Source organism: Staphylococcus sp. HMSC070D05 (assembly GCF_001815595.1).
Taxonomy (GTDB): Bacteria; Bacillota; Bacilli; order Staphylococcales; family Staphylococcaceae; genus Staphylococcus; species Staphylococcus hominis.
In genome coordinates, this window is sequence record NZ_KV821100.1 from 24,255 (window position 1) to 40,914 (window position 16,660).

19 protein-coding genes and 1 pseudogene are annotated in these 16,660 nt (G+C 29.9%); 19 read left to right on the forward strand and 1 reads right to left on the reverse strand.

From position 1 onward, the window contains the following. Positions 1–139: 139 nt before the first annotated feature. The 5 genes from HMPREF3046_RS03315 (at position 140) to HMPREF3046_RS03335 (ending at position 4,271) form a co-directional block, all read left to right on the forward strand. Complete coding sequence (locus tag HMPREF3046_RS03315; protein ID WP_064206984.1) at positions 140–1,075, forward strand: aldo/keto reductase; 936 nt, start codon at positions 140–142, stop codon at positions 1,073–1,075. Between the two features lie 148 nt (positions 1,076–1,223). After that, a complete protein-coding gene (locus HMPREF3046_RS03320) occupies positions 1,224–1,760 on the forward strand; it encodes a flavodoxin family protein (protein ID WP_070716426.1) in 537 nt (178 codons plus the stop codon). A gap of 93 nt (positions 1,761–1,853) precedes the next feature. Next, positions 1,854–2,330 (forward strand): GNAT family N-acetyltransferase, encoded by a 477-nt coding sequence (locus HMPREF3046_RS03325; RefSeq protein WP_070716428.1) that lies wholly within the window; start codon positions 1,854–1,856, stop codon positions 2,328–2,330. 57 nt (positions 2,331–2,387) lie between these two features. Further along, on the forward strand, positions 2,388–3,692 hold the full coding sequence (locus HMPREF3046_RS03330; RefSeq protein WP_175936972.1) for an HD domain-containing protein: 1,305 nt from the start codon (positions 2,388–2,390) through the stop codon (positions 3,690–3,692). A gap of 72 nt (positions 3,693–3,764) precedes the next feature. After that, positions 3,765–4,271, forward strand: coding sequence for a YwhD family protein (locus tag HMPREF3046_RS03335; protein WP_070716430.1), 507 nt, complete (start codon positions 3,765–3,767; stop codon positions 4,269–4,271). Between the two features lie 54 nt (positions 4,272–4,325). On the opposite strand, the pseudogene HMPREF3046_RS03340 reads toward HMPREF3046_RS03335, so the two are convergent. Further along, positions 4,326–5,003 (reverse strand): annotated as a pseudogene (locus tag HMPREF3046_RS03340) (LarC family nickel insertion protein); the annotation flags it as partial. Between the two features lie 38 nt (positions 5,004–5,041). On the opposite strand from HMPREF3046_RS03340, the gene HMPREF3046_RS03345 reads away from it, so the two are divergent. The 14 genes from HMPREF3046_RS03345 (at position 5,042) to HMPREF3046_RS03405 (ending at position 16,456) form a co-directional block, all read left to right on the forward strand. Continuing rightward, entirely contained in the window at positions 5,042–5,260 is a 219-nt protein-coding gene (locus HMPREF3046_RS03345; protein WP_070716432.1) for a VOC family protein, read from the forward strand. Positions 5,261–5,366: 106 nt separating this feature from the next. Next, positions 5,367–5,507 (forward strand): hypothetical protein, encoded by a 141-nt coding sequence (locus HMPREF3046_RS11305; RefSeq protein WP_175936971.1) that lies wholly within the window; start codon positions 5,367–5,369, stop codon positions 5,505–5,507. A 359-nt stretch (positions 5,508–5,866) separates the two neighbouring features. Beyond that, a complete protein-coding gene (locus HMPREF3046_RS03350) occupies positions 5,867–6,283 on the forward strand; it encodes a YwiB family protein (protein WP_064206990.1) in 417 nt (138 codons plus the stop codon). Beyond that, positions 6,280–7,941, forward strand: coding sequence for an arginine--tRNA ligase (argS, locus tag HMPREF3046_RS03355; protein WP_070716434.1), 1,662 nt, complete (start codon positions 6,280–6,282; stop codon positions 7,939–7,941). Before HMPREF3046_RS03350 ends, argS begins: the two co-directional genes overlap by 4 nt. Positions 7,942–8,020: 79 nt before the next feature. After that, the gene (locus HMPREF3046_RS03360; protein WP_002448894.1) at positions 8,021–8,668 is read left to right on the forward strand and encodes an endonuclease III domain-containing protein; all 648 of its coding nucleotides are present in this window, start codon (positions 8,021–8,023) and stop codon (positions 8,666–8,668) included. Positions 8,669–8,758: 90 nt separating this feature from the next. Further along, positions 8,759–9,520 carry a MerR family transcriptional regulator gene (locus tag HMPREF3046_RS03365; protein WP_070716435.1) on the forward strand — a complete coding sequence of 254 codons (762 nt, stop codon included), beginning with the start codon at positions 8,759–8,761 and terminating at the stop codon, positions 9,518–9,520. A gap of 75 nt (positions 9,521–9,595) precedes the next feature. Beyond that, a complete protein-coding gene (locus HMPREF3046_RS03370) occupies positions 9,596–10,099 on the forward strand; it encodes a DUF805 domain-containing protein (RefSeq protein WP_070716437.1) in 504 nt (167 codons plus the stop codon). Between the two features lie 203 nt (positions 10,100–10,302). Further along, positions 10,303–11,223: an ABC transporter substrate-binding protein gene (locus HMPREF3046_RS03375; protein WP_070716438.1), complete on the forward strand. Its 921-nt coding sequence runs from the start codon at positions 10,303–10,305 to the stop codon at positions 11,221–11,223. 182 nt (positions 11,224–11,405) lie between these two features. Further along, the gene (locus tag HMPREF3046_RS03380) at positions 11,406–12,362 is read left to right on the forward strand and encodes a FecCD family ABC transporter permease (RefSeq protein ID WP_070716440.1); all 957 of its coding nucleotides are present in this window, start codon (positions 11,406–11,408) and stop codon (positions 12,360–12,362) included. Between the two features lie 58 nt (positions 12,363–12,420). Further along, positions 12,421–13,125: an HAD family hydrolase gene (locus HMPREF3046_RS03385; protein ID WP_064206997.1), complete on the forward strand. Its 705-nt coding sequence runs from the start codon at positions 12,421–12,423 to the stop codon at positions 13,123–13,125. Continuing rightward, a complete protein-coding gene (locus HMPREF3046_RS03390) occupies positions 13,126–13,920 on the forward strand; it encodes an alpha/beta fold hydrolase (protein ID WP_064206998.1) in 795 nt (264 codons plus the stop codon). A 132-nt stretch (positions 13,921–14,052) separates the two neighbouring features. Next, positions 14,053–14,559, forward strand: a complete 507-nt coding sequence (locus tag HMPREF3046_RS03395; protein WP_002448912.1) for an SA0570 family protein — start codon at positions 14,053–14,055, stop codon at positions 14,557–14,559. Positions 14,560–14,765: 206 nt separating this feature from the next. After that, positions 14,766–15,482 carry a hypothetical protein gene (locus tag HMPREF3046_RS03400; RefSeq protein ID WP_070716443.1) on the forward strand — a complete coding sequence of 239 codons (717 nt, stop codon included), beginning with the start codon at positions 14,766–14,768 and terminating at the stop codon, positions 15,480–15,482. Positions 15,483–15,640: 158 nt separating this feature from the next. Further along, positions 15,641–16,456, forward strand: coding sequence for an alpha/beta fold hydrolase (locus HMPREF3046_RS03405; RefSeq protein ID WP_064207000.1), 816 nt, complete (start codon positions 15,641–15,643; stop codon positions 16,454–16,456). Positions 16,457–16,660 lie beyond the last annotated feature (204 nt).

The following is a 16,660-nucleotide window of genomic DNA, read 5'->3' on the forward strand; positions in this document are numbered from 1 at the left end:
TGTAACTTTGTTAGTTACATTTAAATATAAAATAAAGAACATGTCAAATTTAATGTTTTAAACACTACTGAATGAATTTATCATTACAAATCGGGTAAACTATAAATAGAAACTATATTTCTAAGGAGTTGTGAATAGCATGGCAGAATTTGTACAATTAGGAAAATCTGATGTTCATGTATTTCCAGTTGCATTAGGTGCAAATGCAGTCGGAGGACATAATTTATACCCCAATTTAGATGAAGAGCAAGGGAAAGATGTTGTTAGAAAAGCTATTGATAACGGCATTACTTTAATTGATACTGCATTTATTTATGGACCTAAACGCTCAGAAGAACTTGTAGGAGAAGTCGTAAAGGAATATCCTCGTGAAAAAGTTCAAATTGCAACTAAAGGATCACATGTTATTAAAGATAATGGCGATGTTGTTCAAAATAACCAACCTGATTATTTAAAACAACAAGTTGAAGAAAGCTTAGAACGCTTGCAAGTGGATTATATTGACTTGTATTACATTCATTTTCCTGATGAGGATACACCGAAAGATGAAGCTGTGGCAGCATTACAAGAACTTAAAAAAGAAGGGAAAATTAAAGCAATAGGTGTTTCAAACTTTACGTTAGATCAACTTAAAGAGGCGAATAAAGAAGGATATGTGGATGTTGTTCAATTAGAATATAATTTACTACATCGTGAAAATGAAGAAGTAATGAAATACGCAGCTGAAAATAATATTACTTTTGTACCCTATTTCCCATTAGCTTCTGGTATTTTAGCTGGTAAATATGAAGAAAATCAAACTTTTGATGATCATCGTGCGACTCGTCGTGATTTCCAACCAGAAGTGTTCAATGATAACGTACGTCGAGTAAAAGAATTATCAAGTATTGCTGAAACTCATAATACAAGTATTGCTAATATTGTATTAGCATTCTATTTAACACGTCCATCACTTGATGTTGTTATTCCTGGTGCGAAACGTGCTGATCAAGTCGTAGAAAACATTGAAGCAGCAAATATTGAACTGACTGAAGAAGAAATTAAGAAAATAGACGATTTATTCCCAGTTGAATAAAGTATTTTAAATAAAAGTAATAATGACTCCTACACCGTTTATATAGGTGTAGGAGTTTTTATTATAAATAAAAATAAACAGATGGGGTACATAATAAGTAAATAGAGAAAACACATTAATAATATAAACTAAAAAAGAGGTAAGATATATGATTACTGTATTATTTGGTGGAAGTCGTCCACAAGGAAATACTGCTCAATTAACACAATATGCTCTAGAAGGAAAACAATATAATTGGATTGATTTAACACAATATCATTTTAAACCTGTAAGAGATTATAGACACGAATCAAAGCACATTGAGTCATACACAGATGATTATCAATTGATTATTGACCAAGTGCTTGAAAGTGATACAGTTATTTTTGCATCGCCTGTGTATTGGTATAGTGTGTCAGCATCTTTAAAAGCATTTATCGATCATTGGTCAGAATCATTAATCGATCCTAAATACCAGGATTTTAAAACTAAAATGTCTAACATTGATTTTAGATTAATTTTAGTTGGGGGAGATTGTCCGAAAGTAAAATCGAAACCTTGCATTAAACAATTAGAATATAGTTTAGATTTTCTAGGAGCAAAACTAAATGGTTATATTATTGGTACAGCAGAAAGACCTGGAGATGTTATGAAAGATGTATATGCTCTAGAAAGAGCACAGGAATGGAATACAGTACTGTCTTAATAGATACCTCTTAAAGTTGAGTGAAAGCGTTTGTTAATATACTATGATATAATTTTGTTATTAAATTACAATGAAATGTCAGGAGAATGAAGCATGTATACAGTTAGAAAAGCGACAACTAATGACGTTATAGCAATCAGGGATGTAGCTACAAAAGCTTGGTATAATACCTATTTAAATATTTATGCAGTATCAACAATTAATGAATTATTAGCAGCTTCGTATAATGAACACCATTTAAAAAAGCGATTAGAAGATCAACTTTTTTTAGTTATTGAAGAAAATAATGAAATTGTAGGATTTGCTAACTTTATCTACGGTAAAGAATTGTACTTAGCCGCACATTATGTTCATCCAGGTGTACAACATAAAGGTTATGGAACCAGTTTACTTGAAGAAGGATTACATGAATTTGAAAATGAATATAATGCGGTCTTTTTAGAAGTTGATAATAAGAATAAAGAAGCTATTCATTATTATCAACATCATGGTTTTGAAATAATTCGTTCATATCAACCAGAAATGTATGGTGAACAATTAGATTTAGCATTAATGAAGAAAGTATTATAAGAATTAATCAATGTAATTTCATATTACTACTGATGAAAGCAAGTATGAAAGAGGAGGATGAATTTGACACAATCATCTTATGTAACTAGAAAATTAGCTGAAGAAAAAGTATTTAAAGACCCAATTCATAAGTATGTTCATGTTAAAGATCAACTGATATGGGATTTAATTAAAACTAAAGAATTTCAGCGCTTGCGTCGTATTAAACAATTAGGTACATTATATCTTGCCTTTCATACTGCAGAACACAGTCGTTTTGGACACTCTTTAGGGGTCTATGAAATTGTAAGACGTATGATTGATGAATCATTTGTTGGACGTGAAGCATGGAATAATAAAGACCGCCCTCTTGCTTTATGTGCAGCTTTATTACATGATTTGGGTCATGGGCCGTTTTCACATAGTTTTGAGAAGATATTTAATACGGATCACGAAGCGTTTACCCAAGAAATTATTACAGGAAACACTGAGGTTAACGAAGTATTAAGTAGAGTATCTGAGACCTTTCCTCAGGAGGTAGCCGATGTTATTAATAAAACGCATAAAAATAAATTAGTCATTTCCATGATTTCATCTCAAATTGATGCTGATCGTATGGACTATTTGCAACGTGATGCTTATTTCACTGGTGTATCATATGGTACATTTGATATGGAGCGTATACTTCGATTAATGAGACCGTCAAAAGATGAAGTACTTATTAAAGAAAGTGGTATGCATGCTGTAGAAAATTTTATTATGAGTCGTTACCAAATGTATTGGCAAATCTATTTTCATCCCGTAAGTCGAGGTGGAGAAGTACTATTAAATAATTGTCTTAAGCGAGTCAAACAGCTTTATAAGGAAGATTATCAATTTAAAATGTATCCAAAAGAATTTATTCCATTTTTTGAAGGCACAATTACAATTGATCAGTATGTAGAATTAGATGAAGTAACGGTACTATTTTATTTGAAGAAATGGATACACGAAGAAGATGATATTTTAAGTGATTTAGCGCGTCGATTTATTAATCGTGATCTCTTTAAGTATATTCCATTTGATGGTTCGATTATTACAATTACTGAATTACAGGATTTATTTATTGAAGGTGGCATTGATCCAGAATATTATTTTGTTAGTGAAGCTTTTTCAGATTTACCATATGATTATGATCGACCTGGTTCTAATCGACAACCTATCCATTTGTTAAGACGAAATGGTAGTATTAAAGAAATTAGTAGCCAATCGTTAGTCATTTCAAGTATTACTGGGATTAATCGAGAAGACTATAAACTATACTATCCTAAAGAAATGATTCTTAATATTAACGATCCAGAAGTGAAAGGTTCAATTATTAATTTATTGAATGAATTAAATTAAATATTTGATGATAATATACGTTATTAGTTAATTGCAAGTGTGAAAAAGTAAAGAAATATTGGAGGAATCATCGTGGCAGAAAATAAAGGTTTTAAATTTAATATTATAAAAAATGATCCTCTAGATGGTCATAAAGGTACGAATATAGGAGCGATTAGTTTAGACAATATTGCACCTGTATTTATCGATATTGCAAGTAAAGAAACATTTGTTGATATTGGCGGTATGCATGCACGTGCGGAAGTGGAAAAGGGCGTAAAGTGGATTACTGATAAAGAATCAGTGGAAGGTCCAGAAGCTAAGGAATATTGGTTATGTTGGGTGACCACTGAACGTGATGAAAATGGTCCTTATTACGCGGGCGTCACTGCATGTTATTTACTTGTAAATAAAAGTATTCGTCGAGGTTATAAGAGTATGCCAGAACATGTCAATATGATGGATAAGTCTATGAAACATCAAGTTATTATTGATCAAATTGGTGAAGAAAATAAAAAAGTATTAAAAGATTTTTTAATATCCCATAATGAAACGATGTGGAATAATTCAAACGAAGCGTTATTCAAGGCATTTGATTAGAAAAAACTCGAGACACTCAGTAGTGCAGATTAAATGACTGAGTATCTCGAGTTTTTAATTTTCTAAAGTATCTCCAACATTATAAAACTGATAAACTGATTTCATTACATGATGATAAATCTGTTGAAAAGATTGTTCAGTTTGTTTACTAATAACTCTTAAATCTTCATATTCAGGCTTTATTTTAAAAATTTTTCCATTTTTTAAAGAAAGTTTAATTGAAACATTTCCATATGGCGTTTGAATATCACGAAATATTCTATCTAAAATTCGACGATTCACTTTATAACTACGTACGCCAAGTGATGATGTATGTTTTAATATCATATCTTCAATACGCAATTTATCTTCAACTTTACAAATAATAGTTAACTGAGTAGCTGGTCGATTCTTTTTCATAATAATAGGGGAATAGTATATGTCTAATACATCGTTTTGTAATGCAGTATTCATAAAATGACCTAACATTTCTGGTGTCATATCATCAATTTGACATTCTAACACTTGTACTTGATCATAACTTGTCTCATTATCTGTAAATTGAATTGCTCTAATTACATTTGGAAAATCAAAATTTTTAGTCCCAGCGCCGTACCCGATATGATGCATTGTAGCAGCTGGAAAAGGACCGAATTCTGTCACTAAACTTTTAGCAATTGCTGCGCCTGTCGGTGTAGTCAGTTCGCTGTGAACGTCAAAGTTTGCTAATAGTATATCTTTTAAAATTTCTGCTTAAATTAGAAGATTTAGGCTTTAATCATATATCATTAATGGTAGATTACATTGAAGATGTACTCGAAGATGACAAGCGTGTAGGAGCTGAGCCTTTGTCTGAAACACATGATAATTCAATTTATGAAGATACTAAAGGCAGGAAAAACGTTTATATCAAAGCGCCTTTTAATGCATTAATTGAATTGCAAGAGATCCCTAATGGTTATTATTATCCAGAAAATAGTGACGAAAAAGTATTTACTCCTGGGAAATAAGGTACAGCTAAGCTAGTTTAGTTATTAAGAAATGTATAAAAATGTTATTTAATGATATAATTATTTAAAAGATTATATCTAAGTTATGGAGTAAAGAGGACAACAAATGAAAAATATCTTATTATTTGTATCATCAATCTGTTTCGGCATCATTTTCTTCTATAAATATAGAACACTTTTAGAAAAGTATCATTATGATATTGTTGAACTTGAATCAAAAGCAGACATATTAGAAAGAAAAAAGTAATACCATGATACTAATGGTGACATTCAAAACATAATACCTTGAAAAAATCGAGTCTGAGACTTAAAAAAATAAGCGTCTTAGACTCTTTTTCATTATATAGAAGTAGATGATTAAATTAAAAACACAGGATATTAATGTAGCGAGGCCCCAACACAAAGACTTTCAAAGAGAAAGTCAACGAACAACGTAATTTTGGGGAAGGACTTAAATGGAACGATGAACGCAAAATGACTTTTGTTTTACTCTCGTTTTTATCATAACTATTTAACTAATGTTGATAGAATTTTGTTAACTTCAAGCACTATAGGATTTATGCTATAATGTGGTGTAATATTTTAAAGATTAAGGTGAGTCAGACGTTGGATAAGAATATACACATTCAAACGAAACAAGTCTTAAAACAAAATGGAGAAAAACAAACGTTTGAATTTTCTTCTCAAGGATTATGGCAACAAAAACATGCCGATTATATTCGATATCAAGAACAAATTGAAAATGCAGTTGTCAATGTAACAATTAAAATTGAAGACAATGGCGTGAAGTTGATACGTAAAGGTGATATCAATATGAACTTACACTTCATTGAAGGTAAGGACACTACAACATTTTACGCTATACCAGCAGGACGCATTCCATTAATAGTAAGAACTAAGAGTATTTTACATTTTGTAAATGAAAATAGTGGAAAATTAAAAATACAATACGAATTACATCAAAATGATGAAAAAATGGGCTCATATCAATATGAAATTAAATATAAGGAGATAGGCGAATGAATATTATTGAAAAAGTAAAGAAAACTTTAATACAAGAAATTGAAGCAAGTATTAAAAAAGCAAATCTAGCAGAAGAGATTCCAGAAATTAAAGTTGAAATTCCTAAAGATACTAAAAATGGAGACTATTCTACTAATATTGCAATGGTCTTAACTAAAATTGCTAAACGTAATCCCCGTGATATTGCTCAAGCTATTGTAGACAATTTAGATACAAGTAAAGCAAACGTAAAACAAGTAGATATCGCTGGCCCAGGATTTATCAACTTTTATCTAGATAATCAATATTTAACAGCTATCATCTCAGAAGCAATTCAAAAAGGTGATAAATTTGGTTATGCGGAAGAACCAAAAAACAAAAAAATATTATTAGAATATGTATCAGCAAATCCAACTGGTGACTTACATATTGGACATGCTCGAAATGCTGCTGTAGGTGATTCACTAGCAAATATTTTAATTGCAGCTGGTTACGATGTAACACGTGAATATTATATTAATGATGCTGGTAATCAAATTACAAATTTAGCACGTTCAATTGAAACACGTTTCTTTGAGGCATTAGGGGATACAAGCCATGAAATGCCAGCAGATGGCTATAATGGTAAAGACATTGTCGAAATTGGTAAAGACTTAGCCAAAAAACATCCGGAAATGAAAGATTACTCTGATGAAGAACGCTTAAAAACATTTAGACAACTGGGTGTTGATTATGAAATGGATAAATTGAAAAAAGATTTATCAGATTTCAATGTTCATTTTGATAATTGGTTTAGTGAAACATCACTATACGAAAATGGTGCGATTGATCATACATTAGAAAAAATGCATGAGTTAGGCTATACGTATGAAGCAGATGGTGCCACTTGGTTACGTACGTCAGACTTTAAGGATGATAAAGATAGAGTACTAATCAAAAAAGATGGTAACTATACGTACTTTACACCTGATACAGCGTATCACTACAATAAAATTAATCGTGGCAATGATATTTTAATTGATTTAATGGGTGCAGATCATCATGGTTATATTAATCGTTTAAAAGCAAGTTTAGAAACATTTGGTGTAGATAGCGATCGTTTAGAAATTCAAATTATGCAAATGGTTCGTTTAATGCAAAATGGTGAAGAAGTTAAAATGAGTAAACGTACAGGTAATGCAATTACGTTACGTGAAATTATGGATGAAGTAGGCATTGATGCGGCGCGCTATTTCTTAACAATGCGTAGTCCTGATTCGCACTTTGATTTTGATTTGGAACTTGCAAAAGAGCAATCTCAAGATAATCCAATTTATTATGCACAATATGCACATGCACGTATTTGTTCAATTTTAAAACAAGCTAAAGAAAAAGGGATTGAAATAGACAAAAACGCTGATTTTAGTACCATTACAAATGAAAAAGCGATTGATTTATTGAAGAAAGTAGCAGAGTTTGAGCCTACAATTGAGAGTGCTGCTGAAAGTCGTGCACCACATCGATTAACTAATTATATTCAAGACCTAGCTTCAGCATTCCATAAATTCTATAATGCTGAAAAGGTATTATCTGATGATATTGAAAAAACAAACGCACATGTTGCTCTTATTGAAGCTGTTAAAATTACATTACATAATGCATTAGCATTAGTGGGTGTATCAGCACCAGAATCAATGTAATATAAATACTTTTAAATTAAAAGCACCTTTACGAATATTTATTTGTGAAGGTGTTTATTTTTTATAGAAAGGTAAAAAGATGTCAATGATGACTACAGAACAACTTTACAAAGCATTATTAAAACATATGGGTCCTCAAGGATGGTGGCCAGCAGATACACGTGAAGAGATTATATTAGGTGCTATATTAGTTCAAAATACAAACTGGAATAATGCTGCACTTTCTCTTAGACGGCTGAAAGAAGCAACCCATTTTGAACCTCAAAACATATTAGATCTGCCGATAGAAGAACTAAAAATATTAATCCGCTCTAGTGGTTTCTATAACAATAAAGCAAAAGCAATTTCTACATTATTCAACTGGTTAAATCAATATCAGTTTGATTATTGCAAAATTAATGAAGTATATGGAGAACATTTAAGAAATGAATTACTTAAACTACATGGTATTGGAAGTGAAACAGCAGATGTATTGCTAGTCTACATTTTTGAGAGGGTTGAATTTATTCCTGATCATTATACACGTCGGTTATATAGAAAACTCGGTTATGCTAATACTGAGAATTACGATAAATTAAAAAGACATGTTGAATTACCTTCAAACTTTACAAATCAAGATGCAAATGAATTTCATGCTTTACTAGATAATTTTGGGAAAAATTATTTTAATGGCTCCATTGAACAAAGATATCATTTCTTAGATCCATATTTTACAAATATGGATTGACCTTAACGTGACGTCATAGCTTAGTCTCTTTTATAGAGAGATGAAAAGAGAAGTAAATCAAATAGATTAAGAAAAAGGTAGGATGTCAGAATGGAAAATCAGGTATATTTTACACCCAGTGACGTAAGTCATATTACCGAAGTAACTAAACGCACACTTCATTATTACCATGAAATTGAGTTGCTTGTGCCAACTTATATTGCATCTAATGGTTATCGCTATTATTCTTCTAAGGATATCTCTAAATTACAGACCATTCAATTTCTAAGGGAGCTTAATGTATCATTAGCAGATATTCAACTTTATTTTAGTAACAGTATAGAAGAGAAAAATATAATATTAGAAAATAATTATCAGTGTATTGTTGCACAAAGAGATCAATTAAACAAAATGATTCATTTTCTTAATCATCATCTCGTTAATCATAGAAAAGAGGAGATTAATATGAGTAAATGGAATAATGATAATATACAAAATCAATATGAGAAAGAAGCTGAAATGAAATATAGTCATACTCCTTATTATCAAGCTTTTAAAGAGAATCAAAAACAATTGAATTCTACAGAAAAACAACAAAATAATAAGAGAACAATGGAGAGGTTACATTCATTCTTTGATAAAATGAATGAATTATTCATTGCAAACTATAAAATCAATCATATACAGGTTAAACAAGCTATTTCTGAACTAAAAGATATTCTTCAAACACAAGTACCTAACGTAGATGAACAATTTTTAGAATATATTGCCTCGATTTATGAAAATGATGAGCGATTTGCTAAAACAATTAATAACAAACGACATGATAATTTAAATCAGTATATTGCTGATGCGATTCGAAATGATATTTAATAAAAGATGTTTTTAAGTTCTATAATATGTAATGATATATGTATAATATATCTGATGAATAAAAGGAGCTTAAACATGATAGAAGCATTCAAATTATTTTGGCAAAATTATTTTAATGTAAAAAGTCGAACTAGAAGACGTCATTATTGGTTTGCTATTTTAGCTAATTGTATTATTTTAGTGATCATTAGTTTACTTTTTAATATCATTACTTTGGGGTTAAATGGAGGGCATACATTTTTTGATATTGTGTATGAAATCATTGATATTATTATTTTCATAGGAACGTTTACGATGACGGTGCGTCGTTTACATGATACAGGGCACACATTGGTTCTGCCTCTTATTATTTTAATATTTACATTAATTAGAAAAATTTCAAGTATTGTAGATAGAACATACGGTATTTCAATTGATGGTTTTTTCAACGGAATGATTGCGCTTGAATCAGGAATTATGGTGGCAGCGATGTCTTTAGTCTTACTTATTATTCTTGTGATCACTTTTGCATTTACAATAAAAGATAGTGATGAGGGGACAAATAAGTATGGTCCAAATCCTAAAATAGCTACTGTATAATATGAAAAAAGGAAGGATACAGAATGTATTTTGAAATCTGTTTCCTTCTTTTTTTATTTTGAAATAGAATTAAATCATTAAGTTTAACCAATAATATAAAATTACACAATAAAAATTTATAGAATTAAATTAATGATATAAATAATTTGGTATGATAAATATATGAAATAAACAAAATTGTGAAAGGAAGGTATGGTTTATAAATGAACAATAAGAAGCTGTGGATTATTTTATTTACATTAGTATTAGTTTTAGCAGCGTGTGGACAAAACCAATCGAGTGAAAAAGGACATCATTCTACGCACTCAACTGAGCAAGAAACAATGGATCACAATGATAATACTCATACATATCATCGTATTATATCTTTGATTCCAAGTAATACTGAAATATTATATAGACTTGGTCTTGGAAAAAATATTATAGGTGTATCAACAGTTGATGATTATCCAAAAAACGTGAAAAAAGGCAAGCAACAATTTGATGCAATGAACTTAAATAAAGAAGCACTTTTAAAAGCTAAACCTGATTTGATTTTAGCTCATGAATCTCAAAAATCATCTGCTAAAAAAACACTTGATAGTTTAGCTGATAGTGGTGTGAAGGTAGTATATGTTAAAGACGCTCAGTCTTTAAATCAAGTCTACGATTCATTTGAGCAAGTAGGTAAAGTGACGCATCATGAAAAAGAGGCGAAACAGTTAGTCAAAGAAACAAAAGATAATGTTCAAAAAGTAATTGAATCAATTCCAGCACATCATAAAAAACAGAGCGTTTTTATAGAAGTGTCTTCAAAACCTGAAATATATACAGCAGGAAAAGAAACCTTTTTCAATGATATGATAGAAAAACTAGATACAAAAAATGTATTTTCAAATGTTAGTGGATGGAAAGCAGTAGATAAAGAAAGTATTATTAGAAAAAATCCTGATATTTTAATTTCAACTGAAGGGATTTCAAAAAAAGAATATTATGAAGTGATAAAAAAACGTGATGGTTTCTCTGAAGTCAACGCAGTAAAAAATGAACGTGTTGAAACAGTAAATGGTGACGAAATTTCACGACCGGGACCTCGTATTGATGAGGGTATGAAAGAATTACGTGATGCAATTTATAAACGTTAAAATGAGAGACTTTTCAAAAGCCTACAACGATATTGACAATGTTGTAGGCTTTTTATACAACATAGAGTCTTGTAAGTTTAGCAAAACAGAGAAAGAATCATTTTGTAATCTTATTTTAATTAGTAGTAAGGATATATTCATTGTAGTATAGGAAATAAATAATAATTGAAATGTGAGTGGAAATGAAACGACATCTATATTTAACCTTTTCAGTTTGGACACTTTGCTTGTGTATCATCATAACTATAAGTCTTTTTTGGGATTTAGGATCATTACATCAAGCATTTAATCAAATGATTTTTTTTAAAGTTAGAGTTCCTAGAACATTTGAGGCGCTTATAGTAGGAGCTATATTAACGTTTACGGGTCAATTATTTCAAACGGTATTAAATAATCCTTTAGCAGATAGCTTTACACTTGGTTTAGCGAGTGGAGCGACGTTTGGGTCAAGTTTAGCTATATTTTTAGGTGTATCTTTTCTATTTATTCCAATTTTTTCTATCATTTTTAGTATCACGACACTTTTACTTGTTGTTATAATGACAATCGTATTGTCTAGAAATTTTCCAATTAGAGTACTCATCATATCTGGACTTATGGTAGGCGCATTTTTTAATGCATTAATATATATACTTACACTCATTAAACCAGAACGTATGAATCGTATGTTAGCCTATTATTTCGGAGGATTTGCGAATGCCGAAATGAATGAGCTCGTTTATATTACCATGGTTTCTTTGCCAATCATTATTGTGATATATAGTTTAGTTACACCAATTAAGCTCATGCAATTAGGAGAAGCTAAAAGTAAGTCTCTAGGGTTAAATGTGCAATGGATAACATTTATTGTACTTTTGTTAACGTCTATTATGACAGCTATAGCAGTAGCGTTTATAGGTGTTATAGGTTTTATTGGCATCATTGTACCTCAATTAATTAGACGATATTATTTTCAATATAGTCTTGCTATACAAATGACATTAAATATCATGATAGGTGCGTTAACGATGCTATTCGCTGATGTTATAGGAAAGATGGTTATCAATCCAGTGCAGATTCCAGCAAGTATTATTTTATCACTTGTTGGGATACCCATATTATTTTATATTTTAGTCACTCAATCTAATACAACACGTTAGTGAAGTGAACAAAAAGTATTAAATTAAGAATAATTATATTGATAAGAGGTAAATAAAAATGGACTTAAACCAAATAAAAGCAGTTGTGTTCGATTTAGAAGGAACATTATTGGATAGAACTAAGTCTCGAGATAAATTTATAGAAGAACAATATGAACGTTTTCATGATTATTTTGTACATGTACAACTTGCTGACTTTAAACGTAAGTTTATAGAATTAGATGATGATGAAGATAACGATAAACCCTATGTATATAAAGAGATAATAAAACAATTTCACATCGATAGATTGACATGGAAAGATTTATTTCATGACTTTGAAATGCATTTCTATCGGTATGTATTTCCATACTACGATACATTATACACACTGGAAAAGTTATCAGAGCATGATTATTTACTAGGTGTAATTGCAAACGGAAAATCAAAGATTAAACAATTTCGGATTTATTCATTAGGAATAGAACACGCGATTAATTATTTATCAACTTCTGAAACAGTAGGTTATCGCAAACCTCACCCACGTATTTTTGAAGATATGATTAATCAACTTGGCGTCTTACCAGAAAAAATTATGTATGTTGGAGATGATGCCTTAAATGATGTTGCTCCTGCACGTGCTATGGGAATGGTAAGTGTTTGGTATAAACAAGAAAATGCTGAATTAGAACCTTTAGAAGAAGAAGTAGATTATATTATTACAACAATAGAAGAGCTCTTAACGATTTTATCCATAAATAAACAAAAAAAAGGAGATAATTAAATGGAATTATTTACTAGAAAAGGCGGATTTACATTAAATTACAATACTATGGGACAAGGGTATCCAGTAGTGCTTGTACATACTGCATTTGAAAATGCTTCAATCTTTCAAAATTTAGCTCATGCACTTTCAAAAACATTTCAAGTCGTATTATTGGATTTACGTGGTCATGGATATTCAGATAAACCACGACATATTAAGTTCAATGAATTTGCAGAGGATATTATTTTATTATTAGATTATCTCTATATAGATCAGGCAGCTTTTATTGGTCATGAAATGGGTGCTACAATTATTGCGCATTTATCAAAGCAATATCCAGAATATGTATCTTCTTTAACAATGATTAATCCGACATCTATTGAAGGAGAGTTACCAGAAGAACGATTGTTTAGAAAATACGCACATAAAATCCGTAACTGGAATGAAGATAAACAAGAGAAGTTTTTAGATAAACATCGCTATTATAAATATCGTAAAGTTAATAAGTTCTTAAAAAACGTCGAAGACACTAATGCAATTTCTACTAAAGAAGAGACAGAAGCAGTAGATGAAGTATTCAAACAAAAAGGAATTGCAGAAGTATTTGAGTATATCACTAAGCCTACATTTATAGTTGCAAGTGAGTATGGCGAAAGAATAACATCTCTTGAATCTAAAGAAGTAGCAGATTTAATAGGGAATGTACATTTCGAAGTGTATTCGCAGTCAAGCATGTATCCTTTTGAAGAAGAACAAGAGAAGTTTATCCATGATGTGACACCTTTTATAAAAAAACATATGCCTCAACACTAAATAATATTATTTACCAATATGAATTGATTATAAAAATGAAATATTTTGTAATGTTTTTGTAATAATTCTGTTATTTTGATAATAAATAGGGTATACTGTAATTAAGCATAAAAGAAAAAGGAGCGAGTGCTTATGAAAAAGTTAGCAACAGCCCTATTAGTTTCTGGACTAGTAATGACAGGAGTAGGCTATAATCATGCTGAAGCAGCTAGTGGTAATTCGATTCAGACTGTACAACAATTAACTCAAGGTCAAAAAACATTAGAAAATGTGACGATAGGTGAATCAATTAAAAATGTTATTAATCACTATGGCACACCTATTTATTCATATAATCCAAATAATCAAGAAAAATACTATGAATTCCATACAAACAAAGGCGTATTAGTTGTTACTGCAATCGGTAAAAAAAATACTGGTTATGTAACTAGAGTATCAATGACTTATAATCAAGCTAATGGTCCAACTTATCAAAAAGTAGCACAAAGTGTAGGTAAAAAAGCCATTAAACGTGTTCAATATAATAGTGTAAGCGGCAATTTTGCTTACATTCAAAACGGTAAAACAAGCTATCAATTTGGTTCAAGCTCACCTAAAGACAAAGTATTAAAATTATATCGTATTGACATTAATAAATAATGTAATGAAGTAGTTAGTTAAAGTTACGTATCATCGATTTCATTTAAAAGATAATGAAATATATAGAAGTAGGATAACGAATTCCAGATGGAATTCGTTATCCTACTTCTTTTTTACGAAAAGAAATCAATTGAAATCTATGATAAAATGTTGAAATGAATGAATTGAATGTATTTTAAAACTTGCATTCGATAAAGGAGCAACATATGCGATTAAACGATAAATTATTACTTGAAAATGTGAATGATTATTTTACTCATAAAGGTATGCCCCCTAAACTTATCGATGACATTAAAGAAAATATACGTAATGACTTTAAAAAATCTGAAGAAAAAAAGCAAGATTATCTTGATTTTAGGGGGAAAGCAACGGCCCAAATTATCCTAATTATTCAACGAAATTTATTTGGTTTACAATTGAATCCTATTATATTTTTTATTATCAATTTTATTTTAATTTCGTATTTATATGATAAGCAATACGTTCCATTCCAAGCTGCAACCATATTATCTTTGTTTTATTGTATGGTTATTTTCCCGATTACTATTTTTATTCATATACAAATTGCTCGAAAAAAATATTTATATAGTAATCGCACGGAGATAATCATAGGCTATATGATTGCAATTATTGCCTTAATTCTTATTATCATGCGTGCACTTAATCTCACTATAGGCATTGTTCCTATTACTATGTATAGTCATCAATTTATTTTCTTTATGGGACTTGTGATGAGTTTATGCGGGGTCATTTTTAAAAGATTAGAATATACAGCAGTAGGTTTATTATTCTCTCAAAAGACGATTGATGCTGTTATTGTAAATTCAAATGTCGCTCAAACAGTTTCACTTATCATTTGGATTATTATTGTCGTGTTAATTGTTACATATACTATACGATTATCATCTAGAAGAAGTATTTAATAAAATATATGATTTTAACTCAACCATGATTAATAAGGTTGAGTTTTTATATTTAAATTATATAAAAATTTTTAAATAAAAAAATAATTAATTGTATACATGTTTATAGCGTTAAATATTTTTTAGTGGGTATAGTATATACTAAGGGAGGTGCCGATATGAAAAAAATTGAAACGTCTAATCAAATAAAGATAGCTTATCAAGATGCAGGTACAGGCATTCCCATTATTTTAATCCATGGTTTAGATGGTAATTTAGCTGCGTTTTACTCATTAAAAAAAGAATTGAGAAAACACCATAGAGTCATTGTTTACGATGTGAGAGGTCATGGAAAATCTACACATCCTATGAGTTATAACTTAAATGATCACATTAAAGATTTAAATATGTTAATGCAGCAATTAGATATTAAAAGCGCACATTTATTAGGGCATGATATGGGTGGAATGATTGCACAAGCCTTTACCGAAAAATATAAAGATAAAGTGCGATCTTTAACAATTATATCTTCTAAATCTGAAGATATTATTCATGGTTTTACAAAATTAATGATTGAGCACCAAGATAAAGTAGCGGGGTTCAATAAATCTGAAGCGTTACTTATATTATTTCCATATATTTATAAGAAAAGTGATGTTGCAATGAAGTGGTTTCAACGTCAACGTTTATATAGTAAACAAGATGATGAAGATAGTGCAGTAGCATTAAGAGCCTTATTAGATATAAAGAATCAATCAAATACAATCACGTATGATATCAATGTTCCAACTATGATAGTAGATGGACGTTATGATCCAATTATTATTAATAAAGAGCATCAACAGTTTGAAAATCAATTTAAAAATATCAATTATGCATTATTTAATGAATCAGGGCATGCACCTCATGTAGAAGAAGAAGAGAAATTTTTAACATTATATTTAAATTTTGTAGAAAAAAATGATACATCTAATACGACAAATCTATTGATATAAAATTGTAAGCATAGAGTCAAAATGATCTACAATAAAATATCTAAAGAGACAGAACAATTTAAAGAACGGCGTTATAGATATAAAGAATTATGAAACAGCTTTTATAAATATTAGAATGAAATTATTCTACAGAAAACAAAATCAAATTATATGAATTATGGCTATAAAAGAGGAGGGTGGGACATAATTCCTAACAAATTAGCC